Annotated in this window: 22 protein-coding genes; 3 read left to right on the forward strand and 19 right to left on the reverse strand. The window is 52.9% G+C overall.

Features of this window, described 5'->3' with window-relative positions:
* Positions 1–126 precede the first annotated feature (126 nt).
* A complete protein-coding gene (locus EKN38_RS14095; protein ID WP_014832122.1) occupies positions 127–1,335 on the forward strand; it encodes an aldose 1-epimerase family protein in 1,209 nt (402 codons plus the stop codon).
* Between the two features lie 36 nt (positions 1,336–1,371).
* Here EKN38_RS14095 and tyrR read toward each other — a convergent pair whose 3' ends face one another.
* The 3 genes from tyrR to EKN38_RS14110 all read right to left on the reverse strand — a co-directional run bounded on the left by tyrR (position 1,372) and on the right by EKN38_RS14110 (position 5,473).
* Complete coding sequence (gene tyrR, locus EKN38_RS14100; protein WP_014832123.1) at positions 1,372–2,913, reverse strand: transcriptional regulator TyrR; 1,542 nt, start codon at positions 2,911–2,913, stop codon at positions 1,372–1,374.
* Between the two features lie 113 nt (positions 2,914–3,026).
* On the reverse strand, positions 3,027–4,079 hold the full coding sequence (locus EKN38_RS14105; protein WP_126522253.1) for a YcjF family protein: 1,053 nt from the start codon (positions 4,077–4,079) through the stop codon (positions 3,027–3,029).
* Positions 4,076–5,473 (reverse strand): YcjX family protein, encoded by a 1,398-nt coding sequence (locus tag EKN38_RS14110; RefSeq protein WP_013096419.1) that lies wholly within the window; start codon positions 5,471–5,473, stop codon positions 4,076–4,078. The genes EKN38_RS14105 and EKN38_RS14110 overlap by 4 nt, the downstream gene beginning before the upstream one ends.
* Before the next feature lie 151 nt (positions 5,474–5,624).
* On the opposite strand from EKN38_RS14110, the gene EKN38_RS14115 reads away from it, so the two are divergent.
* Positions 5,625–6,635, forward strand: coding sequence for a LacI family DNA-binding transcriptional regulator (locus tag EKN38_RS14115; protein ID WP_014832125.1), 1,011 nt, complete (start codon positions 5,625–5,627; stop codon positions 6,633–6,635).
* Positions 6,636–6,669: 34 nt separating this feature from the next.
* On the opposite strand, the gene EKN38_RS14120 is transcribed toward EKN38_RS14115, so the two are convergent.
* The 15 genes from EKN38_RS14120 to pspA form a co-directional block, all read right to left on the reverse strand.
* Entirely contained in the window at positions 6,670–7,584 is a 915-nt protein-coding gene (locus tag EKN38_RS14120; RefSeq protein WP_043951640.1) for an OmpG family monomeric porin, read from the reverse strand.
* A gap of 64 nt (positions 7,585–7,648) precedes the next feature.
* Positions 7,649–8,731, reverse strand: coding sequence for an ABC transporter ATP-binding protein (locus EKN38_RS14125; protein ID WP_126522255.1), 1,083 nt, complete (start codon positions 8,729–8,731; stop codon positions 7,649–7,651).
* 2 nt (positions 8,732–8,733) lie between these two features.
* Positions 8,734–9,411 (reverse strand): beta-phosphoglucomutase, encoded by a 678-nt coding sequence (gene pgmB / locus EKN38_RS14130; RefSeq protein WP_014832128.1) that lies wholly within the window; start codon positions 9,409–9,411, stop codon positions 8,734–8,736.
* A complete protein-coding gene (locus EKN38_RS14135; RefSeq protein WP_014832129.1) occupies positions 9,401–11,680 on the reverse strand; it encodes a glycoside hydrolase family 65 protein in 2,280 nt (759 codons plus the stop codon). The genes pgmB and EKN38_RS14135 overlap by 11 nt, the downstream gene beginning before the upstream one ends.
* Positions 11,674–12,732: a Gfo/Idh/MocA family protein gene (locus EKN38_RS14140; protein ID WP_126522257.1), complete on the reverse strand. Its 1,059-nt coding sequence runs from the start codon at positions 12,730–12,732 to the stop codon at positions 11,674–11,676. The genes EKN38_RS14135 and EKN38_RS14140 overlap by 7 nt, the downstream gene beginning before the upstream one ends.
* A gap of 11 nt (positions 12,733–12,743) precedes the next feature.
* Positions 12,744–13,532: a sugar phosphate isomerase/epimerase family protein gene (locus EKN38_RS14145; RefSeq protein ID WP_014832131.1), complete on the reverse strand. Its 789-nt coding sequence runs from the start codon at positions 13,530–13,532 to the stop codon at positions 12,744–12,746.
* An 18-nt stretch (positions 13,533–13,550) separates the two neighbouring features.
* A complete protein-coding gene (locus tag EKN38_RS14150) occupies positions 13,551–14,603 on the reverse strand; it encodes a zinc-dependent alcohol dehydrogenase (RefSeq protein WP_014832132.1) in 1,053 nt (350 codons plus the stop codon).
* 28 nt (positions 14,604–14,631) lie between these two features.
* Entirely contained in the window at positions 14,632–15,474 is an 843-nt protein-coding gene (locus EKN38_RS14155; RefSeq protein ID WP_014832133.1) for a carbohydrate ABC transporter permease, read from the reverse strand.
* The gene (locus EKN38_RS14160) at positions 15,461–16,342 is read right to left on the reverse strand and encodes a carbohydrate ABC transporter permease (protein WP_014832134.1); all 882 of its coding nucleotides are present in this window, start codon (positions 16,340–16,342) and stop codon (positions 15,461–15,463) included. Before EKN38_RS14160 ends, EKN38_RS14155 begins: the two co-directional genes overlap by 14 nt.
* Positions 16,343–16,365: 23 nt before the next feature.
* Complete coding sequence (locus EKN38_RS14165; RefSeq protein WP_014832135.1) at positions 16,366–17,658, reverse strand: ABC transporter substrate-binding protein; 1,293 nt, start codon at positions 17,656–17,658, stop codon at positions 16,366–16,368.
* Positions 17,659–17,672: 14 nt separating this feature from the next.
* On the reverse strand, positions 17,673–19,370 hold the full coding sequence (locus EKN38_RS14170) for an alpha-amylase family glycosyl hydrolase (RefSeq protein ID WP_043951641.1): 1,698 nt from the start codon (positions 19,368–19,370) through the stop codon (positions 17,673–17,675).
* Positions 19,371–19,563: 193 nt separating this feature from the next.
* Positions 19,564–19,785 carry a phage shock protein PspD gene (gene pspD, locus EKN38_RS14175; RefSeq protein ID WP_014832137.1) on the reverse strand — a complete coding sequence of 74 codons (222 nt, stop codon included), beginning with the start codon at positions 19,783–19,785 and terminating at the stop codon, positions 19,564–19,566.
* Positions 19,786–19,797: 12 nt separating this feature from the next.
* Positions 19,798–20,157: an envelope stress response membrane protein PspC gene (gene pspC / locus EKN38_RS14180; protein WP_014832138.1), complete on the reverse strand. Its 360-nt coding sequence runs from the start codon at positions 20,155–20,157 to the stop codon at positions 19,798–19,800.
* Positions 20,157–20,381, reverse strand: coding sequence for an envelope stress response membrane protein PspB (gene pspB, locus EKN38_RS14185; protein ID WP_014832139.1), 225 nt, complete (start codon positions 20,379–20,381; stop codon positions 20,157–20,159). Before pspB ends, pspC begins: the two co-directional genes overlap by 1 nt.
* 54 nt (positions 20,382–20,435) lie before the next feature.
* A complete protein-coding gene (pspA, locus tag EKN38_RS14190) occupies positions 20,436–21,104 on the reverse strand; it encodes a phage shock protein PspA (RefSeq protein WP_013096403.1) in 669 nt (222 codons plus the stop codon).
* Between the two features lie 166 nt (positions 21,105–21,270).
* Between pspA and pspF the strand changes: the two genes are divergently transcribed.
* Entirely contained in the window at positions 21,271–22,248 is a 978-nt protein-coding gene (gene pspF, locus EKN38_RS14195; protein WP_014832140.1) for a phage shock protein operon transcriptional activator, read from the forward strand.
* A 70-nt stretch (positions 22,249–22,318) separates the two neighbouring features.
* Here the strand turns inward: pspF and EKN38_RS14200 are convergent, their stop codons facing one another.
* The gene (locus tag EKN38_RS14200; protein WP_014832141.1) at positions 22,319–24,052 is read right to left on the reverse strand and encodes a lipase; all 1,734 of its coding nucleotides are present in this window, start codon (positions 24,050–24,052) and stop codon (positions 22,319–22,321) included.
* Positions 24,053–24,075: the final 23 nt, after the last annotated feature.

Raw genomic sequence — 24,075 nt, forward strand, 5'->3', positions numbered from 1 at the left:
TTCACACACAATAAAGGTTAAAAAAACGCAACTTCTCCACCAGTGAAGCCCATCACATTTCCCTCCCCGACTAAACATTAGATTTGCTTACGAAATAAAAAATCGTTTCAGCAAAAGGGATAGAACATGAAGATAAAACTGGCGTTTACGGTCCTTGCGGTACTGATCTCTGGACATGCTGCAGCTAAAACCTGGGTGCTGACAAGCGCTGAAAGCAGCATGGAGAAAGGAAACTGGAAAATTTCCAGCGATGAGCTGAAATTTCAGGGTCAGCCTTTCAGCATCGAACAAAAAGTCCTGCATGGCGGTAAGCAGGAAGGCAGCAAGATCATTGTCATCAGCAGTAAAAATGGCCTGACAATCACCCTTAGCCCGACGCGCGGGATGAATCTGCTGCATGTCGAGGGTTTTGGCACCCAAATGGGATGGTCCTCTCCGGTGAAAGAGGTCGTGAATCCGGCCTTTATCAATCTGGAAAGTCGAAACGGTCTCGGCTGGCTGGAAGGTTTCAACGAGATGATGGTTCGCTGTGGCTATGAATGGACAGGCCACCCGGTCACGGCAGACGGCCAGATTTATACCCTGCACGGCAAGGCGGGAAATACGCCAGCGTCGCAGGTGGAAGTGGAGGTTGCAGATACCGCACCACATGAAATCCGCATTCGCGGTTTAATTAAAGAGAGCACGTTTAAAAAAGCGGATTTGCAGACCATGACCGAACTGCGCTACGTGCCGGGCAGCAACCAGTTCAGCCTGCATGATGTTCTGACCAACCATGCTGATTATCCTCATGATTATCAGATTATCTACCACAGCAACTTTGGTACGCCAATCCTCGAAGAAGGTGCCCGTTTCCTTGCACCTGCAGCCAGTATTGGTCCTTTCAATGATTATGCTAAAGCGGGTCTGGATAACTGGCAAACCTACGCCGGCCCCACTCAGGGCTTTGATGAAATGGTCTTCAATATCAAACCGCTCGCGGATAATAACCATGAGACGCTGGCAGCCGTGATCAATAAGGCGGGAGACAAAGGCGCGTCAATTCAGTTCGACACGCGGCAGTTGCCTGTCCTGACCTTATGGAAAAATACCGACACGCTTAAACAGGGTTATGTCACGGGTATTGAGCCGGGAACCAGCTACGCCTATCCCGTCACCATTGAACGCGAGCAGAAACGCGTTAAGCAGTTACAACCTGGCGCCAGCACGCAATTCGACCTGACCTATACCCTGCTTCACAGCAAGGAACAGGTGAAAGAGGTTGAACAGAAAATTGCAGTGATTCAGGGAGAAACAAAAGTCGAGGTAGATACCACGCCTCTGGCGAAAGAGTAAGTGCGAAAAAAAGCCTCTTTACAGAGGCTTTTATCGTTATTCGTCACCCTTCTTGTGGTTGAGCCCATATTCACGAAGCTTATTCGCAATCGCGGTATGGGATACCCCCAGGCGTTTTGCCAGCTTACGGGTGCTTGGGTAGCTGCGATACAGCTGAGTCAGCACAGAGCGCTCGAAACGGCTGGTAATATCATCCAGCGAGCCTTCCATCGCCTCTTCGCCCACCGATACCGTTCCGGCATCGTAATCCGGTAACAGGATATCCTGCGGTCGCAGCTCGTACCCTTCCAGTTGCGTCAGCGCCCGATAGACGGCATTTTTCAACTGACGAATATTACCCGGCCAGCCGTAGCGCGTCAGCACCGTCCCCAGATCGGCTGACAGTTTCGGACGCGGTACACCCTGCTCGTCGGCAAAGCGTGCCACAAACAGCTCCGTCAGCGGAATGATATCTTGCGGACAATCGCGCAGCGGCGGAATGTTTAGCGTCAACACGTTCAGTCGATAGTAGAGATCTTCCCGGAACATCCCTTTCTGTACCAGCTCAACGAGGTTTTTCTGGGTGGCACAAATCACGCGCACATCCACATGAACTTCATGATCCTCACCGACCCGACGGAACGTACCATCGTTCAGGAAGCGCAGCAGTTTGGCCTGCATGCGTGGCGACATTTCGCCTATCTCGTCCAGCAGTACAGAGCCGCCGTTAGCCTGCTCGAAGAAGCCTTTCTTGCCTTCCGGGGCGTGGCCAAACAACTCGCTCTCGACAGCATCCTCTGGAATAGAGGCACAGTTCAGCGCCAGATACGGTTTTGCGGCGCGCGGGCTGGCCAGATGTACGGCGTGGGCCAGCAGGTCCTTTCCGGTCCCGGTATCGCCGGTAATCAGCAGCGGCGCGGTCAAACTGGCAAGCTTACGGGCCTGATCAACCACATGACGCATTTTCGGGCTGACGGCAATGATCTGGCTGAACGCCCCCACATCCTGACTGGAGAGATTTTGCAGCTGACGGCCCATCCGCACGGTAGAGCGCAGCATGATCACGGCACCGGTCAGTACGCGGGCGTCATTCTCCCCTTTCAGATACACCGGCGTAATCTCCATCAGGAAATTCTGCCCGTTGATCACCACATGCTCGCTGTGCGTATTTTGCGGGTTGCTGTCCAGCCAGCGCTGGAAGTTAAACCCCGGGATCAGCTGCGCGGCGTGGTGGTGACTGAGCTTGTCCTGGCTCTGGGCGAACAGCTGGCAGCTCGCATGGTTTACCCGCTCGACTTTGCTTTTCAGATCCAGTGACAGGAAAGGCTCTGGCATGGCTTCCAGCAAGGCACTCAACGCGAGATGTTCACGTTCAGACGGCATCCAGGGGATAGTGCGTACATCCGTAACGCCAGCGATACGGCGTATTTCAGCCATCAGGCTGCTGAACGTATTAAATTCAATTTCGGCAAAATTGAGGTAAATTCGCCCGACAGGATCGATCTCAATGCCACGTAAATCAATGCTACGTAAAACAAGGAGATCGAGTAACTCGCGGGTCAGACCGAGACGGTCTTCACAGAAGACTTCAAGACGCATGGGAAATTCACCGTTTTAAGCCAATAACCTTAAAATGATATGTCAGAACACGGTGATGCGGAAGATGGCTGTCAAGAAAGATTGACAGCCAGCACGATTAGTAAACAAACCGGTTACTGAACCGGTTTTTTATTGAGCGTCTCTTTGAGCTGCCCAATCAATTCACGGCGGAAATCCCCCAGGCGCGGTTTGTCATCGTCGATCCACGGCAGTGGACGACAGACTTCCATCGCCTTAATGCCCAGACGTGCGGTTAACAACCCTGCCCCAATTCCCTGCGCGGCACGCGCTGAGAGACGAGCCGCCAGATCCTGAGACATCCAGTCCATGCCGACTTCACGCACCAGCTCACTGGCACCGGCAAAGGCGATATTCAGCAACACCAGCTTAAACAGCCGCAGTCGGCTGTAGTAGCCAAGCTCAATACCATAAAGACTGGCGATACGGTTTATCAGCCGCAGGTTACGCCAGGCGATGAACGCCATATCCACCAAAGCCAGCGGGCTGACCGCGATCATCAGCGTTGATTCCGCGGCAGAGCGGCTAATCTCGCGTCGCGCCTGAGCATCCAGTACAGGCTGCACCATGTGGGAGTAAAGCGTCACGACTTCCCGGTCATTTTGGGTTTCATGAATAGCGGCATACCAGCGCTGCAGCGCCGGGTGTGACTGGTCTATCCCGGCCTGCGCCGCCAGCTTTTCGCAGAATGCGCGGCCTTTTCCGGTACCGTGGCTGTGCAGCAGATCGCGAGCTTCATCCCGCTCATGCGCTCGCTGTCGCAGACGCCACAGCCGACGCCATTCAGTCACAACGGACCCGACGCCCGCTCCCACGATCAGGGCCCCTGCGGCACAACCGCCCAGCGCCACCCAGTCCTGAGTTTGCCAGGCGTTGATACCCCACTGCACCCCCTGCCCAACCACGCTCACGCCAAACAGCGCCAGCCCGACCGCGACCATCTTACGCCACAGGCTACGTTTCGGACGTAAAGCAGCCTCAACGACTGCTTCCGCCTGGCCTTCCTCGACGGACGGCTCGTCTGTTAGCGCCGGGGCGAAATGTTCCGCCTGCGTGCCGCTGAACGTCTGCGCCGCTTTGAAGGCCTCCTGCTGCACCTGCTCAAGCGTCCCGGTAAAATCAATCCGGGGTTTTAACGGTTCCGTCATCGCAATTTATCTCCAATCAAAAACTCCAGCGCCGCATCCAGACGAATGTGCGGTAACGGCTGATCGACGGTCATGACCTGTGGGCGGAAGGCTTCAAACTGGAATCCCTGACTCTGCCAGAATGCCTGCCCTGGAAGGCGTGCAGGCACTTCGCCGGGATACACGGTCAGCGGTTCACCGTCGCTGAGGCGATTCCCCCGCAGGGCCGGGATTTTCTCGCCGTTAAGATCAATCAGCCCACTTTGCGTCGCCTGTACGGAAGCCAGCCCAAGACAATCCATGCTGATCCCTTCGAACGCCGCATTTTGCCAGGCGTCCTGCACCAGTTGCTGCAACAGCGACACCATGTTGGCATGCTGATCAACCGTTACGTGATCGGCCTTGGTGGCCGCAAACAGCAGTTTGTCGATCACCGGGGAAAAGAGGCGGCGAAACAGCGTACGCTGCCCGTAGTGAAAACTTTGCATCAGTTGCGTCAGCGCCAGGCGCATATCGTTGAAAGCCTGCGGCCCGCTGTTGAGCGGTTGCAGGCAGTCCACCAGCACAATCTGACGATCGAAACGTAAAAAGTGGTTTTTATAAAAACCTTTCACCACTTTTTCACAGTAGTAGTTGTAGCGCTCGCGCAGCATCCCGGCGTTGGTGTGCTTGTCTGCCTGCGCCAGCTTTGCCTCTCCGACGCCATCCACGTCGGGCCACGGGAAGAACTGCAGCGCAGGCGCACCCGCCAGGTCGCCCGGCAAAACAAACCGTCCCGGCTGGATGAAGTGCAGCCCTTCCTGTTTGCACTGATGCAGATAATCCGTCCAGGCTTCGGCAATCGCCGCCAGGCGATTCTCATCTGCGGGCGCCAGCGGATCTAGTCCTGCGCATAACTGCCGCCATTTTGCCGACCACTCCGCGCGGTGACCCTGTAACAAACCGGTCATTTGTCGCGACCAGCTGAGATAATCCTGCGCCAGCATGGGTAAATCGAGCAGCCATTCGCCCGGGTAATCCACAATCTCCAGATAGAGCGTGGAGGTATCCTTGAAGTGGCGCATCAATGATTCATTGGAACGAAAACGCAGCGCGAGACGGATTTCGCTCACCCCTCTCGTGGGTGTCGGCCAGGCGGGTGGGTCACCGTATAGCTGTGCCAGCCCTTCATCATAGGTAAAACGCGGGATACCGAAATCGCGCTGGGGAACGCGCTTAACGCCCAGCAGACGCTCTTCCCGCACCGCACTGAGCAGCGGCAGGCGTGCCCCGGCGTGCAGGTTCAGCAGCTGGTTAACCATCGCCGTGATAAACGCCGTTTTGCCACTGCGGCTAAGCCCGGTGACCGCCAGGCGCAAATGGCGATCGACGCCGCGGTTCACCAGAGAATTGAGTTCGTTTTTAAGTCGCTTCATCGCCGTCCTTCGTTGCTGGAAGCCTGGAATGACTTGCTTCAGAATACAATAAATGGGGGCAGATCGTTGATTATCAATTCATAATTATTGCCATTGTCGTTTTTTCTCCAGTAAGATGAACGACATTGCCGTCCCGGAGTGAGTAAGGTGTATGTCACCCACCATCTATGATATTGCGCGCGTTGCTGGCGTTTCAAAATCAACCGTGTCCAGAGTGTTGAATAAACAAACCAATATTTCTCCTGAAGCACGGGAGAAAGTGCTAAAAGCGATTGAAGAATTAAATTATCAACCCAATAAACTTGCCCGCGCCCTGACCTCTTCTGGCTTTGACGCCATTATGGTGATATCTACCCGCTCAACGAAAACCACCGCCGGTAATCCTTTTTTCTCTGATGTTCTGCACGCCATAACCGCAAAAGCAGAAGAGGAAGGGTTTGATGTTATTTTGCAAACGTCAAAGAGCAGTGAAGATGACCTGCTCAAATGTGAAAGCAAAATAAAACAGAAAATGATTAAAGGGGTCATTATGCTGAGTTCGCCTGCCAATGAATCCTTTTTCTCTCGGCTTGATACCTACGGTGTGCCGGTGGTTGTAATCGGTAAAGTGGAAGGTGATTTTCAGAATATTTACTCCGTCGATACCGACAATTTTCGTGACAGCGAGATGCTGACCGACACGTTTATTAAAAACGGGCGGAAAAAAATTGCCTGCCTGCATGCTCCACTCGATTATCACGTTTCTATTGATCGTCTTGCAGGTTATAAAGCCAGTCTGGAAAAGCATAATATTACTGTTAACCCGGACTGGATCATTGACGGCGGATATACCCATGAGAGCGCACTTTCAGCGGCCCTGCAACTGTTGTCTTCTGATAACCCCCCGGATGCTGTATTCGCCACCGACAGCATGAAATTGCTGAGTCTTTATCGCGCTGCGGATGAGTTAAATTTGATGCTACCAGAACAGGTTGCCGTGGCGGGTTACAGCGACCCGATGCTCTCCCTGATTCTGACGCCTGCGCCAGTTGGATTTGATATTCCCACCCGCAAGCTGGGCGAAGAGAGCTGCGACCTGCTTTTCAGGCGTATCTCCGGTAAACACGCCCCGCATAAGGTGCTGATTGAGACCCACTTTTCGTTCGCTGATTCTCTTCGCTAAAACCAGGGGCAGACAGCCCCTGGTGAATAGCCGATCAGAAGGCGTAATTCACGCCCACGCCTGCATAATGGAAACGATCGTTTTCGCCTTCATCGTGGTTTTCCCATTCATAGGCATACTCCAGCGTCATTGAAAGGCCGTTACTGAAATCGTAGGCATAGAGCAGTCCCAGTCGGTTAAAATCATGCCCTTCACGCTCAGGATCGTCTCGCCAGTCCCAGTTTGACCAGCGGTCGAGCCCCAGGCGGGTATACGGCGTCAGCGTGGTGTTACCTAATGAAATGGGTAAATAGGCGCGGATCTCCTGCGTTGAAAACTCACCGTTATTACGTGAACTATCCATATTAAAACCACGCTCTAAATAGTAATTCACTTTTGCCGCGAAGGTTTCATTAATGGTCCAGGTAAAGCCCGTTTCTGTTTCAACACGACTGTCGGCATAACCCGTTTTTTCCAGGTCGTTCGCAAACTGATACATGGCAAACCAGCCGCCGAAACGCCAGTCATCGCTTAACTTAATATCCCAGTCTGGTTGTATTTTGTAGCGCTGCATATTGGCGCTACCGTCTTTCGCGCCGTGTTCATCTTTGAAATGATAACCGTAATTACGGAAACCGCCGGTCAGGCCGAGGGTAAAATCATCGGTTCCAATAAAACGATAGCGCAGCTCGAATTCGGGACGATCAAAATAGGTCCCGCGGGTCATACTGCTGTAATCAACGGGACCTTCCTGATACATGGCAAGGGAAATCGTCCACGCCTCCCATGTGGCGTTAAACCACACGGAGGGTTCATATAATCCGTCTTTATCATCCCCCTGACCTTCGACGTTTTCAATTTCATACATGGCACCTATATTAAAATTCCAGTGTGGTTCCGGTTCTGAGGCGTGTGCGTAGCTAACCCCTGCGCATAGAATAAGCGCAGCACTTCTTAGTAGAGTACTCATTAAAATATTCCTTTATAATGGACAAACAAAAACCGGAAATTAATATTCCCGGCGAACATTTTTATTATCTGATTGCCGCTTCTGTTTCCGCGTCAAAAAAATGACACTTATTCATATCGAACTGAATACTGATATTATCCCCTGCAGCATAATCAGTGGCAGCCCCTGCCCGGACGACCAGTTCGTGGCCCCCGACGGTGGCATACAGCATAAATTCAGCGCCGGTCAGTTCGGCAACGCTGATTTTGGCGGCAATCGCCTCACCGCTGGCTTGCGAGGTGAAAATATCCTCCGGTCTGATGCCAAAGACCACGGCTTTACGTTGATATCCCTGAGCGTTAAGTACCGAGAGCCTGTCTTCGGGGATCTCCAGGCGCAGCGTTTCCGTCACGAAGTAGCGTTCATTGATCGCCCCCCGAATAAAGTTCATTGCTGGCGAACCAATGAAACCTGCCACAAACATATTTGCCGGTTCGTTATAGACCTGCTTCGGTGCGCCCACCTGCTGAATGTATCCATCTTTGAGGATCACAATGCGGGTCGCCATCGTCATGGCTTCGGTCTGATCGTGCGTCACATAAATCATGGTGGTATTCAGCTTTTGATGCAGCTTGCTGATTTCGGCACGCATTTGAACACGCAGTTTGGCGTCAAGGTTTGAAAGCGGTTCATCCATCAGGAATACCCCCGCTTCACGCACAATCGCCCTGCCTAACGCCACGCGCTGGCGTTGGCCACCAGACAACGCGCCGGGCTTACGCGTGAGGTACTCACGCAGGCCCAGGATCTGAGCGGCCCAGTTAACCCGCTCTTCAATGACGGCGGGCGCGATTTTCTGCATCTTGAGCCCGAAAGCCATGTTGTCGTACACCGTCATATGGGGATAGAGCGCATAGTTCTGAAAGACCATCGCGATATCCCGGGACTTGGCCGGGATATCATTCATACGAACGCCGTCAATCACCAGCTCACCGGCGCTGATCTCCTCCAGCCCGGCGATCATGCGCAGCGTCGTCGATTTACCGCAGCCCGATGGCCCGACGCAAACGATAAATTCTTTATCCTCAATGTCGAGGTTAAAATCTTTGACCACATGAACCTGGTTGTCATAGATCTTCTGGACGTGTTTAAGCGAAAGTTGCGCCATTCTTAATTCCTTATCAGTACCGTCCGGGAAGCCCAGAAATCGGTCAGGCATTTCCAGGTCAGCTCCCGCGTTGAATGAAGTTGAAGTCCCGCATGGTTGAGGCCTGCCCCTATTCCCACCGACAACATCCCTGCGGCGTTGATCGCCTCAACGCCGGAGGCGGCATCCTCAATCCCGATAGCCTCCTCCGGGCGGACGTTAAGACCCGTGCAGGCGGCAAGGAAGATTTCCGGGTCCGGTTTGGAGCGGGCAATGCGGGACGCATCGGCACAGAAATCAAACGCCCAGTGGATCCCCAACGCGTGCAAAATACCGGGAGCGTTGAGTGAAACAGATGCCAGCCCAATTTTGACGTCTGCCGCGCGTATGTCGGCCAGCACCTCACGAATGCCCGGAAGCAGTGACGCTTGCGTAAGCGAAGCCAGCGACTGGACATAAAGCGCGTTTTTTTTACACGCAAGCGCCAGGCGCTGCTTTTCGTCGAACGCGTCTTCTTTGCCACCGTGACGCAGGATCCGCTGCAGGGAATCCATGCGGCTAATCCCTTTCAGCGTTTCATTGAAGGCCTCATCAATGGTGATCCCGACCTCCTTCGCGACGGCGCGCCAGGCCAGAAAATGCAGGTGTGCGGTGTCGGTAATCACCCCATCCAGATCGAATACAACAGCTTTAAGATCCATCCCTTCCCTCCGTGGTAGCGGTCCCAGTAACAGACGTAAGAAAATTCGCTCTGGAACATACCTGTCGCCCCGCAGTCTGAATGGTTTTCCCCCACAGCGTCAGCGTGACGGGTGCGGAGGTAGTGATTGTTAGCGCGTCATGCGTGACGGTGAAATGCAGTTGTACATTCCGCCAGCGCAGCGGAAACGTCAGCCTTTGCCAGTGCGCAGGCATCCTGGGTGCCAGATGTAACTTCCCGTCGACGATCTGCAGACCGGCAAATCCCTGAATAACGCCTGACCAGATCGCGCCCGTTGCGGCAGCATGAATACCGTCATCACTGCTGTGTGGATCGTCGCCCAGATCGATGGCAATGCCATCACGCCAGAAGGCGTAAGCCCCTTCTGTATCACCACAACGCGCTTTCACAATCCCATGGATGGCTTTGCTCAGGGATGAGTCATGAATAGTGCGCGGCTCATAGAATGCCAGGTTGGCCGCGCACTGCTGCGGCGTAAAGCGTTCCGGCAACAGGTAGTTAAGCATTACCACGTCGGCCTGTTTAAGGATTTGCATCTCGTTCACTTCGGCGCGCGAGTAATCCAGCAGGATGGTCTGCTTACCCGCTTTCGCTTTATAGCGGCTCAGATCGATCGCGGGTTTGGACATAAAGGTGTCATCCTGCGGTATGACCCCGTCGGTGTTTGCCTCAGGCACCCATAAGCGCGCCAGGAACCGTTCCGCGTTTTGCGTAAATCGCCCGTCTTCACGCGCAAACATCGACATAAACCGGCAGGCACTGGCGACATTGTGCCAGGCCAGATAGTTGGTATACGCGTTGTTGTTCACGTGCTCCGTGTACTCATCCGGCCCAATTACGTCATGGATCTCCAGACGGTCGCCAACTTCCGTCGCGCGTCCCATCCAGAACGACGCGGTTTCCATCAGCAGCGTCAGGCCTTCATTGCGCATAAAGGCGTCATCGTGTGTTGCCTGCCAGTAGGCGACAACCGCCCACGCAATATCCGCCACGATATGATGTTCAGCCAGCGCGGAGGCCACTTTCTGACGAACGCCCGTGCGGATGTTGATCGCCGCGAATTCCGGCGTCTCTTCCTGACCGCTCGCGGCACTCTCCCAGGGGAACAGGGCGCCAGGCCAGCCGTTACGACGCGCTTTTTCCCGTGCCCCCGGCAGGTTAAGCCAGCGGTAGCGCAGCAGACGACGGGCAACCTCGGGTCGGGTAAAGAGATGGAAAGGCAGCAGGAAAATTTCGGTATCCCAGAAGACGTGGCCTTTATAGCCCTCCCCGGTCAGGCCTTTAGCCGCAATACTGCTCCGTTCATCATGGGCAGGCGTCATGGCCGTGAGATGCCAGACCGCGTAATCCAGCGCCAGCTGATCCTGATGCTCCGTCGACGTGACGTCCACCCGGCAGTCATGCCAGACCTTTTTCCAGGCACACGCAGAGCGTTCGAGTAACGCAGCATATCCTCTAGTGGCACAGACCTTGAACTCAGACAGCGCATTGCGGGCAAAGGTGTCCTGGGAAAGCGCTTTATTGCTGCGATGCGTCACCCAGACCAGTTTCTCAAGCGTGACAGTGTCACCCTGAGCAACCTTCACGGCGTGATGAACCGTGATACGCCGGTTTTTCGCGGTAAAGCAGCTGTCGCTGGTGGTTGAGAGACGACAGCATGCCGATATCACCACATCCGCAGCGCGATCCTGCGTTTCATACACGCCCTGCATGTAGTGCTGGTCAAAGACTCTTACCGAGATTTCATCCAGATGCTGACGGCCGCTGTTGGTTTGCGTCGCATCAATCCCCGTGCTCAGCATAACGTCTGATGAGGCATCCAGCGGAGTGACGGAGAGCTGCATTGCCACCAACGGCAGTTGATCCAGTGAGACAAAACGGCGGCTTTCCACACGGTAGCGCTTTCCGTCTCGCGAGCGCCACACTACGCGACGACGCAGTTCGCCATTGGCAAAATCCAGTTCCCGCTGCCAGTCAATAATCTCCCCTGACAGCAAGGTGAAATTGATGCCGTCCAGTTCGATATCCATGCCGATGATGTCAGGCACATTGATCAGCTCGTTGGTCTCATTACGACCAGCACGATGATAAAGCCCGGCAAGATACATTCCCCGGGTCTGCTGCGTGTAGTTTTCCTCATGCGCCGCACGTATGCCCACATAGCCGTTGCCGCAGGCCATGATTGACGCGTATTTATTGAGGCTGTGAGGGCTAAAACCCGGATCGTTTAATACAGACAGGTTCAGCATAACGTTACGCTTTCCCCTTTTTCTGCTGCCTCGTACAGTGCGGCGACCAGTTGCTGGATCACCAGCCCTTGTTCGGCATCGGCAATCATCACCGGCTCTCCCATCACGTGACGAACAAACGCATCCATGCTGCGTAAATGCCGCCGATCGTCTGCCTCTTCGCGCAGGGTGAGCGTCTGCAACATACCGCCCTCATCGTTGTAGATATGGGCCGGGAACAGCGTTGCTCCGGCTTTTTCACCGCAAAAGGCGACATTCATGATGGACTGCTCACGGATATTGAGCGCAAAGGAGGTATCCAGACGCAGAATGCCGCCATTGCAGAATTCAATCGTGCCAAACAGAGCATCCTCAACGGTAAACTGCGCAGGATCCCACTCCCCAAACTGGCCGCTGTTTTTCCGGGTACCCAGTTTTTGAAAGCTGTGCGCCGTCACGCGTTTTACCGCCGGGAAACCCAGCACATACATCGCGGCATCAAGCATATGAATGCCAATATCAATCAGCGGTCCCCCGCCCTGCAGTGCTTTGTTGGTGAATACACCCCAGCCGGGTACACCGCAGCGGCGTAACGCCTGTGCCGTGGTAAAGTAGATCTCCCCCAACGTCCCGTTTATTACCGCCTCGCGCAGCAGTTGCGTATCACGTGCAAAGCGGTGGTGAAAATCATAGGCCAGCACCTTTCCCGCCGTTCGGGCCGCAATCCGCATTAGCTCAGCCTCTTGTGGTGTCATGGCCGGGGGTTTTTCGCACATAACATGGCAACCGGCTTCCAGGGCTGCCATCACATGTTCAAAATGAAAGCGATTGGGCGAACAGACGCTCACCACATCAGGTTTAACTGCCTGCAGCATTTCATGCACGTCCTGCCATGCCGAAGGAATAGCGTGGCGTTCAGCAAACGCCTGAGCCTGTTCAAGGTGGCTGTCCATGACAGCCACCATCTGAACATCGCTGCGCGTGGAATAATACGAGGCATGTACGTTGTCCGCGACCTGCCCGGCACCAATAATGGCGACACGCAGAGGCGAAGGTGTTAAAGCACTCATCACGCTGGTCATCCTTAGCATTCACGCAAATAAGTGAGTGAGTCCTGATAGGCCTGCGCAGGATCGTCAGCGCGGACGCGGCACTCGTAGACTACGTAGCCCTGATAACGATCGGCACGCAACTGGTCGAACAGAGCGGCAAAATCAAGAGAGCCGCTTCCCGGTTGATAGCGATGGTTATCGGCAATATGCACATGGCCCAGCAGGTCGCGGTTTTGGTGCAGCGCATCTGCCAGCGAGTCTTCTTCAATATTCATATGATAGAAATCGCCGATAATCTGCACATGTTTCAGCCCACTCTCTTCGATGTAACGACGTGCATCCGCGAGGGTGTTGATCATGTGATCCTGATAGCGGTTCAGCGGCTCCAGGTAAACGGTGGTGCCAGTACGCGCCGCCACCTCATCCAGCCAGCGCAGCGAGGCGCTCACCGCCTTGCGGTCTCCTTCAAGGCTACGCGGTGAGGTCATCGGCGGCAGGCGGAAGGTAAACATCCCCCAGGCGGCAGGAACCACGATTCCTTTACCGCCCACCTCTGCTAACGCTTCAAGGATGCGTTCGATCTGCGTTAATCCGTTCAGGCGACGCTCTTCGATGAAGTCACCAATCCAGCCATCGTACCCGCCGCAGGCCGTGGTAACTGGCAGCCCCGTAGCCTTAATGGCCGCTTTAACCTCTTCAAGGTTCTCCACCAGCAGCTTGCCGTCTATCTCATACCCATCAAAGCCCATGGCTTTGATGTACTGGAATTTTGCCAGGATATCAGCCGGGAAAAAGGCCTGGTTTTGCGTTGCGATTTTCATTTTCATGCTCTCCTTAGCTCAGAACGTGACGCCCATTTTGATACTCAGTTCAGGATGCTGATCGACATAGGTCATGTAGCTCTCAGCGCTGGTGGTAAACGTTACGACCGGGTCGATTAAATCTTCGCAATTGAGATAGCCGTTCATCAGCAATTCCCAGCAGGTCTCTTCGATACGCTTACGGTTCCAGCGTGGATAATCAGGATTGGGCTCACTGCAGGCGCGGGAGAAGACAATTTTCGCGTTATTGAAATGCGCTTCGCGGCCGAGGTTAAAGCCTTCCGCGAACGGTTTCGCAAAGGCCACGTATGAGATGGTGCCGCCGTAAGCGAGTCCGCGCAGCGCAGACTGCAGCGCATCAGCAAAGCCACTGGTTTCGATAATCACATCCGCGCCCTGCTTGCCGGTCAGTTTTTTGATTTCCAGACCCACATCCGTGCCAATCGGATCCAGACAGTGGTCTGCCCCATGGCGACGGGCGATGTCGCATCGGTGCGCGATAGGGTCGACACCGATAACGATTGACGCACCGGCTTTCTTTGCCAGCTGGATGGCTATCTGACCAATCGCGCCAAGCCCAACGACGACGACGAAATCCCCTACCCGCACATTGGCGTCACGTACGCCGCTCATTGCGAATTGTGCCGGGTCGTAGCAGACGGCATTTTTCCAGGAGGCACCCTGAGGCATTTTGCGCAATTTGTAGTTATTGACGGCATTCACAATGACCGTTTCCTGTAGCGGTCCATAACAGCAAACGCGGTCTCCGACACGGTATTCCGTCACCTCAGCGCCACATTCAATGATGTCTCCGACGATCATGTTCCCGAGCTGGAATGTGCCGAACTCGATCCCGCGGGCCGTACCCTCTTCACGCGGCGTAAACAGCTGCCAGTCCGGGTTAAACTCTTCGTCGATAAACGGACTCGCCGCCCTGAAATCCACCACTTCGGTGCCGTGTTTCGGTGCGCCAAAGCGGGCGCGAATTTTCACTTCATGCGCGGCTACAGGACGATCTTCATATTCAACCAGTGCTGCTACACGCGGCGCTGTCGCAACTAACTTCTTCATGACTCACTCCTTGTTAAAATTGGCCGCCTCAGCCCTTAACGCCACCGGCGGTCAAACCACTTTTAATAAAACGTTCAGACAGCGCATACATGATGACCACCGGCAGTGCCGTCACCAGCGATGCCGCCATCATGCGGCCCCAGATGTAATCTGGCGTACTGAAAAGCGTGTTCAGCCCTACCGGCAAGGTGAAGTTGCCGGCACTGGACAGGAAAATGGAGGCAAACAGATAGTCGTTCCACGCCACCATGAAGCAATAGACAAAGACCGACACCAGACCGGAGATGGCCAATGGTACGGTGATGCGAAAGATGATTTGCAGGCGGTTAAGGCCGTCCATCATCGCGGCTTCTTCTATTTCGTCCGGGATGGTGTCGAAATAGCTGCGCAGCATAAAGACCGCCGTGGGTAACGTCTGAGTCACCATGGTGATAATCAGCGCCAGTTCGGTGTCATAGATGCCGAGCGCGGTAATGATTTTGAACAGCGGCACCACCAGCAATATCCCTGAGAACATGTAGACGGTGTAAAAGCTGGCATTGATCGTCGTGCGCCCTTTAAAACGCAGTTTGGATAAGGCGTAAGCCCCCAGTGTGCCGAGAAACACCGCAACGATCGACGAAGTCAGTGACACCACCATGCTGTTACGGAAGTAATCCACAAACGGGAAAATCAGCGGGTTAAAGATGTCGATGTAATGCTGTAACGTCCACTCCTGCGGCAAAATGGTCGGATGCAGCGATATCGCCTCTCTGGCGCTTTTAAAGGAGGTCATCAGCATCACGAAAAACGGGAACAACGTGATAATCAGGAACGCCGCCAACCCCAGATAAAAGCCAATACGACCCAGTATGCGTTTATTTGTTGCCATTGAGGTTTACCCTTTTTCTGGTCAGCAGAATGACGGCGAAAATGATCACAAACAGCACCACTGAGATAGCCGCAGCTTTACCCAGATCGTTAAAGGCGAAGGCCGTTTTGTAGAGATAGACGCCCAAAATATCGACCTTAGTGGTCAGCAGATACACGTCCGCAAACATGTAGAACATCCAGATGGTTCGCAGCGTGATGACCGTGGCCAGCACCGGCATAATCGCGGGCAGCGTGACGATGCGAAAACGTTGCCAGCCATTCGCGCCATCCATTTCTGCGGCTTCGTATAACGATTTATCAATCGTTTGTAAGATCGCGAGAAACGAGATAAACGCATACGGGAAGTAGCGCCAGATGGCGAACAGCACCACCAGCGCAAAGCTGCTGCCGGGGTTGTCGAACCACAGCGGTGCCTGGTCATACAGATGCAGCAGGTCTACCCCCAGGTAGTTCACGATGCCGTAGCCGTTGTTGAACATGTACTTCCAGGCAAACACCAGTGAAATAGACGGCGTGACGTAAGACAAAATCACCAGCGAACGCGCCGTTTTGCGCAGCCGAAACTCCCGGTTAAAGAAGATGGCGACAGCCAGCCCTAGACCCGTGCTACCTATCACCACCAGGGCCGTATACCAGAAGGTCATCCACAGGGAGTGCCAGAACGCTGCATCACTCAAAATACGGATGTAGTTATCCAGCCCAACAAACACCGCGCTAATGCGCGGGTTGAGCGGCAAGCGTAAGAAACTGATTTCAATGTTGGAAATCATTGGCCAGGCCACAAGGCCCCCCAGCATAATCAGGCTGGGGGCCAACAGCAGCATGGCGAAAGGCATATCTGAACGACCAGAAAACAACGTCTTCATAATTCCCTTCCGCAGAAGCGCTCCTATCGTTGTGAAACCAGGTCAGTCAGGCGTTTCTGGCTGCTGCTTAACGTGGTGTTGAGGTCTTGCTGACCTACCGTCACGTTATGCACCATCGAACTGATGATGCCGGAACCCGTCACGTCGCCCATGCGGGTAAAGTTTTTGTCGCCCACGGCGCCAAATACCTGCACATTCGGGAACTGTGCGATCAGCTCATAAGGAAGTTGACCAAAGGCTTTGATGACCTCGTTGTTTTTCCAGCTCTCGGTATCCACCACCAGTTTGTTCACCGGTAACGCCGCCCCCGGAGACATCATGACCCAGTCCGACGCGTTTTGAGCCTGCTCCATCCAGGTCACAAATTTCTCAGCGGCTTTGGTTTCTTCTTCAGTCTGGCCGGTTGTGATCGTCAGCGATGTCACCATGCCGTAAACGGCAGACGATTTTTCCGTTGGAACCACGAAGCCCAGGTTGGCAGGATCCCCTTCTTTAAACACGGCAGGCAGAATATAGGTGGAGTAAACCGCCATTGGCGCGGAGCCGTTCATGAACGCGTCTTTGATCTCCATGACATCGTTCGAGCCTGGCATCGTGTTCTTCGCCAGCTCTTTATAAAACGCCAGTGCGTTTGACATGGCCGGCGTATCAATCTGGATGTTGCCCTGCGCGTCGAAGACATTGGCTCCACCTGAGAGCGCAAACTGGGAGAACGCTTGCTCGGTCATGACACTTTCAGCAGTAGGAAGCGCAATACCGTAGTGTTTTTTAGCCGGGTCGTTGAGCATCTGACTGGCTTTCAGCAGCTGTGCCCAGTTATGCGGCTCTTTAATACCCGCCGCAGCGAGAACATCTTTGTGGTACCAGACACCTGACAGCCAGGCGCTAATTGGCACACCCGTCCACGCTGCGCCGTCTTCCGTGCGAACAACACGGAGAATGCCCTCGTAGAAGGTGTTTTCACCAACCGCTTTAATGGCTTCTCCAATGGCCTTGCGATCCAGTAACTGCTCCTTATCCATCACTTTTGCATAGTCATGGCTGACCTCAATCACTTCCGGCAGAGCGCCGGTTCGGGCCAGGGTTATCACCTTGGTGTTGTATGCGTCCTCTTCGACCGGTACCTGTTTCACCGTGATGGACGGATTCTCTTTCTCGAATTTCTCAATCAGTTTCGTAATGACGGCCTGGCGCTCCTGTTCAACCGATGAATGCATAAACTCGATGGTCACAGAAGATTGTGTGTCGTCCTTGCAGCCTGATAACAGGGCGCACGAAACCAGTGCTGGTATCAGCACAATTCCCGGCATTTTCATTTTTAGGTCCTTTTTTAGTTTTCTTTAATCCACATCACCTGCCATGGATTAAGGGTCAGAGTCATATCACTAATATTGATTCCTGTTATTAAATCCTTTCCTGACTGACGATTAAAAAAGACGCATTGAATATCATTGCTGAAATTAAACAGTGCGGTAATTCTCTCGCCATCATCCGCAATGCGAACTATTTTAAAAACATGTTCACCTGAGGTTTCGAAGAATGCCTCACTGTCTGGATGGAATGCTTTCTCTTGTCGTCGTAATGCTATTAATGCGCTTAACTGGCAATAAACCTTATTACGCAGGCCATTTTTATCTTGAAGCTCGCCGTCAATTTCTCCGGCACAGTATTTCTTACGGTTTATTGCCCTGTTATACCCTAACCGTTCCACCCCATCATAATCATTGCGGGAGCCAATGATGCTCTGAATATAGATTGCAGGCACACCCGGAAAACTCAACAGTACTGCATGAGCCAATATAAAACGGGCTATGCGCAGACTATCCTCACAGTCCTGATAACTTAATGCATCGAGGTAAGTCACATTGATTTCATACGGGCTGCGCGTTCCGTCAGGGTTATTTTTCCAGTTAACCAGCGCGCCTTCCTGCTGGAGTGTTTCTACCAGCGACAGAATTTCCGATTCAGGTAAAATTCCGCGTAACGGATTAAGTCCGATCCCGTCGTGCGAAGCCAAAAAGTTAAACCAGGTGGTTTGCTTTGACGGCAGTTCCAGCGATGAAGCCCACTGACAAAGTGCCCGGACATCCTGACGATGAACGGCATGCAGAACCAGCGGTGGTAACGAGAACTGATACACCATCTGCGCTTCATTTTCACCGTCACCAAAGTAAGAAACGTTGTCGTTATGCGGGACATTGGTCTCAGTGATGATCACAGTACCCGGTGCCACAGCGTCAGTAATGGCGCGGAAGAGCTGAATCAATCGGTGCGTTTGTTCAAGATGGATGCAGCGTGTTCCGGGGATCTTCCACATAAAACCAACTGCATCAAGGCGGATATAGCGCGCCCCTTCTACCAGGTAATGGAGAAGTACATCTACCATCGCGATCAACACCTGAGGAGAGGCAAAATTGAGGTCAACCTGGTCATCGCTGAAGGTTGTCCACAGATACCGGACGCTGCCATCATCAAGGGTGAAAGGTGTCAGGAGGGGTAATGCGCGGGGGCGAGTCACAGCAGATAAATCAGTTTGCGGATCGACGGAAATAAAAAAATCTTCATAACCCGGCTTTTGCGCAAGATAATGAGCAAACCATTGGCTTTTCGCTGACATATGGTTGCAAACAAAGTCAAACATTAAACTGGTGAATTGCTTTAATTCGGCAACGTCTCGCCATGTACCGGTTTCTGGCGCGACGTCATGATAATCAATAACGGAAAAGCCGTCATCAGAAGACCACGGGTAAAAAGGTAAAAGATGCACATGAGAAAATGAACGAGAAAGCCATCTGTTATAAAAACGGGTAAAAACAGGCAGCGCGTTCTCCCCTTCATTGTAAAACTGATCGGCATAGGTAATCAGGACGACATCTTTTTCATCCCAGCCGGATTTACGCTTTTCACTAATAACGTTAGCAGCACTGGAGATTTTCTCTGACAAACTTTCCAGTTGCATCTCAGAAAACGAATCACCGTAAACAAGACTAATTAAACTTTTAATTTTCGCGTTCACTTTATTTTCCATGGTAGCGGTCCCACGAAAGGCAATCTACTCCCATGAAAAATATCTGTCAACGGACCTGAGCGCATAAAAACGCGATCTCAACGCGGCGCTACGCAGTAATGTGAGCTGCCGCAAAGAAAGGAGGGAAACGGAGAAAATGCACAGAAATGACGTCAGCCTTTCTCTCAAAAAAAGGCTGACGCACACATGAGGATCAGGAGAGGTATCGGCGTGAAACGCGTTTTGCCAGTTTTTGCAGCAGCGGCTCCAGCGCCACGGCCAGCAGCATTCTCACCGGCTTACGGGCAACAGATTTTATTGCCCAGCCAGCCATCCCTGCCGGGCCATAGCGTAATGCCGTCAGCAGGACCAGTTTACCTGCGATTTTCAGGCCGGGTTTTACCTTCTGACCGGCCTGTTGCCAGTTTTTATTCATTAAAGCTCTCTCTTAAAGCTGACGAAAACGACTTCTCAGCGTAAAGGTGTCAGATGTCACGTAGCGTTCCATTTCGCGAAGGCGCCTTTCACCTGCGGCCAGTTCAGCATCCACCTGGTTGAGAATATCGCCACTACGTGGTGCCCCTTCTGCAGCCAGTTCGCCTTCCGGCATAGGATCAAGCACAAACGACAGAACGATGTATGCCACCAGCGTGATAAACGCCAGACCGAAGAAAATCGATAACACCGTTACCACGCGCACCAGCTTAACGGGTACATCCAGATAGTGGGCAAGCCCCGCACAGACGCCGCGAACCATGCCCTGCTGTGGGATCCGCCACAATTTTTTATTCAAATTCAGTCCAGACATTAACGCTCCCTCCACTTCGGATGTTCCGCATCCAGGATATCTTCCAGCGCCTGAATGCGTTCACGCATCTTATTCGCCTGATCGGACAGCTGAACCAGACGTTGTTGCTCACTCTGGGAAAGCGAGTCCCGTGAAGAACGGTTGCTGTAGTGCAGCCATAACCAGATCGGCAGAACAAACAGCACGAAAATGGTCAGGGGAATAGCCAGAAAAAGCGCGCTCATGTGTACTCCTTGTCGTACGATGCGTGGCGGCACGCTCAGGTGCCGCATAAATTATTATTGATTGTCCTGCTTCATTTTGGCTTTCAGGGCCGCAAGCTGCTCGCTGATTTCATCGTCGGCTTTCAGGTCGGCGAACTGCTGATCGAGCGATTTTTGCTTACCGATGCTGTGGCTTTCCGCTTCCGCTTCCATCTGATCGATACGACGTTCAAAGGACTCAAAACGCGCCATTGCTTCATCAAGCTTGCCGCTGTCCAGCTGACGGCGTACATCGCGGGAAGAGTTTGCCGCCTGGTGACGCAGTGTCAATGCCTGCTGACGCGCACGGGTTTCGCTCAGCTTGTTCTCAAGCTCGCCAATCTCTTTTTTCATACGGGTGAGCGTGTCGTCCACCAGCGTCACTTCATGTTCCAGCGCGGTGACCATGTCCGCCAGTTTCTGTTTCTCAATCAGTGCGGCACGGGCCAGATCTTCTTTATCTTTACGCAGCGCCAGTTCGGCTTTTTCCTGCCATTCGTTAAGCTGGGCGGTAGCCTGCTCAATACGGCGGGTTAACTGTTTTTTCTCCGCCAGCGCACGGGCGGAGGTAGAGCGAACTTCAACCAGCGTATCTTCCATTTCCTGAATCATCAGACGCACCAGCTTCTGCGGATCCTCCGCTTTTTCAAGCAGCGAGTTGATGTTGGCGTTCACGATGTCGGCAAAACGAGAAAAAATACCCATAATTCAATCCTCACATTTCTGTTATCGGGCGGTGCCCTGCTGTACAGATAATACAATTCCCATGCCAACTTTTTATCTTATTGATTTTATTAAATGTGATTGATTTCTACCCATCATAGAACTAAGCTCACCTAGTGAATCTCGCTAAGGAGTGGTTAATTTCATCATGGCTGGATATAAAGACAATTTACTCGGTGAAGCCAACAGCTTTCTCGAAGTCCTGGAGCAGGTTTCGCGCCTCGCCCCGCTCAATAAGCCGGTGCTGATTATCGGTGAACGCGGTACGGGTAAGGAGCTGATTGCCAACCGACTCCACTATCTGTCCGGGCGCTGGGATGGCCCGTTCATTTCACTCAACTGTGCCGCGCTGAATGAAAACCTTCTCGATACTGAGCTGTTTGGGCATGAAGCGGGCGCGTTTACCGGCGCGCAAAAACGCCATCCGGGTCGTTTTGAGCGCGCCGATGGTGGCACGTTGTTCCTCGACGAACTGGCCACCGCGCCAATGCTGGTCCAGGAAAAATTACTGCGCGTCATTGAGTACGGCGAACTGGAACGCGTCGGCGGCAGTCAGCCGCTGCAGGTCAACGTTCGTCTGGTCTGTGCGACGAATGCCAACCTGCCAGAAATGGTGGCGGAGGATAAATTTCGCGCCGACCTGCTTGACCGCCTTGCTTTTGATGTCGTCCAGCTTCCGCCGCTGCGTGAGCGGCGCAGTGACATCATGCTGCTGGCAGAACAGTTTGCCATTCAGATGTGCCGTGAGCTCGGTCTGCCGCTTTTCCCGGGGTTTAGCGATAATGCCCAGGAGACGCTGCTCAATTATCCCTGGCCGGGAAATATTCGTGAACTGAAGAACGTCGTCGAACGCTCTGTCTACCGTCACGGCAGCAGTGACACGGAACTGGATAACATTATTCTCGATCCTTTTCAGCGTAACGCGCCCTCTGTTACCGCGCCGGCGAGCCCGGACGATGGGCCTTCACTCCCTGTTGATTTGCGTCAGTTCCAGCATAAGCAGGAACAACAGCTGCTGGAGCAGAGCCTGAAGTTAGCGAAATATAATCAGAAAGGGGCGGCTGAACTGCTGGGGCTGACCTACCACCAGTTAAGGGCATTGCTCAAAAAGCATCAGATGCGCTGACTGTCAGGGCTGTGTTGGCAGAGACATTCAGAAGTAACGTATCCCCGCGAGGGTCCCGCGGGGATAAGACTTATGCTACCGCAATATGCATCTGCGAAAGCATATCGTTATTAACACCGACCAGCGTGACGCTGCTGTCACCCCAGGTGAGTAACGCATTATCACCGTCAAACGACAGATGGTTGAGATAGCTGTCATTATCGGCAATGTTCTGGTTAGCCATAAAGATCAGGCTGTCGCTGGCGGAGAGGTTATAGATCGTGTCATGACCAAAATCACCATAGAAGAGAAGCGTATTTTCGCTGCCGTTGAGGTGAATGGCGTCATCGGCATACCCGGAAACCACATTGTTATTGTTACCGTTTACGCTGATCTCACTGTCGTTGGCTCCTGAATAGAACCAGCTGTCATTACTGGCGGTCGAGATAGTAAAGCTGTTCTCCGTATCGGCGTAATAGCTTTTCGCATACGCGATGGAGCCACTATCACCTTCTAACCCATAATCTGTTACCTGCCATGTCGCGTTCTGGTTAATGTTAATACCAAACAGACTGAATAATGTGTGGTCAGCATTAACGTAATGGATATCTTCCGCCCGGGTAATATCCCCGGTGGAATACTTAAAGTACAGCGTTCCTTCTGCATCGTGACTAAAATTGAAATCGGCGATATTACATTCCGTTACGTAGGTGTTAGTACCTGCGCCACCATAAATAACATTGTAGCCACTGTGATCTTTAAAACTGTCATCTCCCCCGCCACCGCAGAGATAATCGTTACCCTTCCCGCCTTGCAATAAATCGTTCGTTTCGGTACCAATAATAAATGTCGACCCCACATGCGTTACGGATTTATTGAGATCCGAAACCCAGGTCGTCGAACGGTAGGCTTCAGAAAGATTAGAAACAATAATGTTGGAGTTTTGATGGGTGAAATCATAGATTTCAGAATCCATAATTCGTAATGCACCGTCCGTATAGCCCTGACCGGAGTGCCCGGCCCATGACGCCATATTCGCAATCGAAAAGAACTTACAATCGTTGGTCAGGCCAGCATAGTAATCATTAAAGGAGACGATGTTATTGGTGCAGGTTTCAAGCGGCGTGTCGTGGTTAAAGAAACTGTCCAGCGTCAGGCTATGACCCGTTAACACACGAAACACCGGATCGTTCTCATAACCGATATTAAGCACTTTATCGTCGGCCAGGTTCTGGGTCGGGGAGGCAAATGCGACGTAGCTCGCGTCCTCAAAGAACCCCCCCCACTGGCCCTGTGCGGACAGAGTTGCCATGCTATTCACGGCCAGTCCGCCAAGACTATGTCCGGTAATGATGATGTCATTCCCGGTCAGGCCATTTGCCGTGGCAAACGCGGCCACCGAACTCATGAGGTTTTTATACGCGTTGAGAACATAGTTATTCGCATAGCCGTCGACCAGTGCCGACAATACGTCGCTGACGGTATCCATCGCGGTATTGATGGTATGCTGAAGTGAAGGCGCGCTGGCGTAAGTGCCCGTCCCCCAGAAGCTAATGCCTATATTGACCAGCTTGCCATTGGCGTCATATTTTCCCATAACGTTGCATTCGGCGCTGGTTTCAAGAAGACTTTCGCCATAAAAAGCACCATAGGGATTAGTACAGCCGCTGTAGTTAAGCGTTGTCCCGTCTAATACTTTCCAGCCATTTTCTTCTGTATAGGTATAATCAGCATACGTGGCTGCACCAAAATTGATACTTTCAATGGTCAGTGCATCCTTAATAAGCTGCGTGTTTTTCTCGCCCTGATAATCGAATACAGGCATAGTCGTCCCTCTGTTTATTATCA

Source organism: Enterobacter sp. WCHEn045836, assembly GCF_003965585.1.
Classification (GTDB): Bacteria; Pseudomonadota; Gammaproteobacteria; order Enterobacterales; family Enterobacteriaceae; genus Enterobacter; species Enterobacter dissolvens.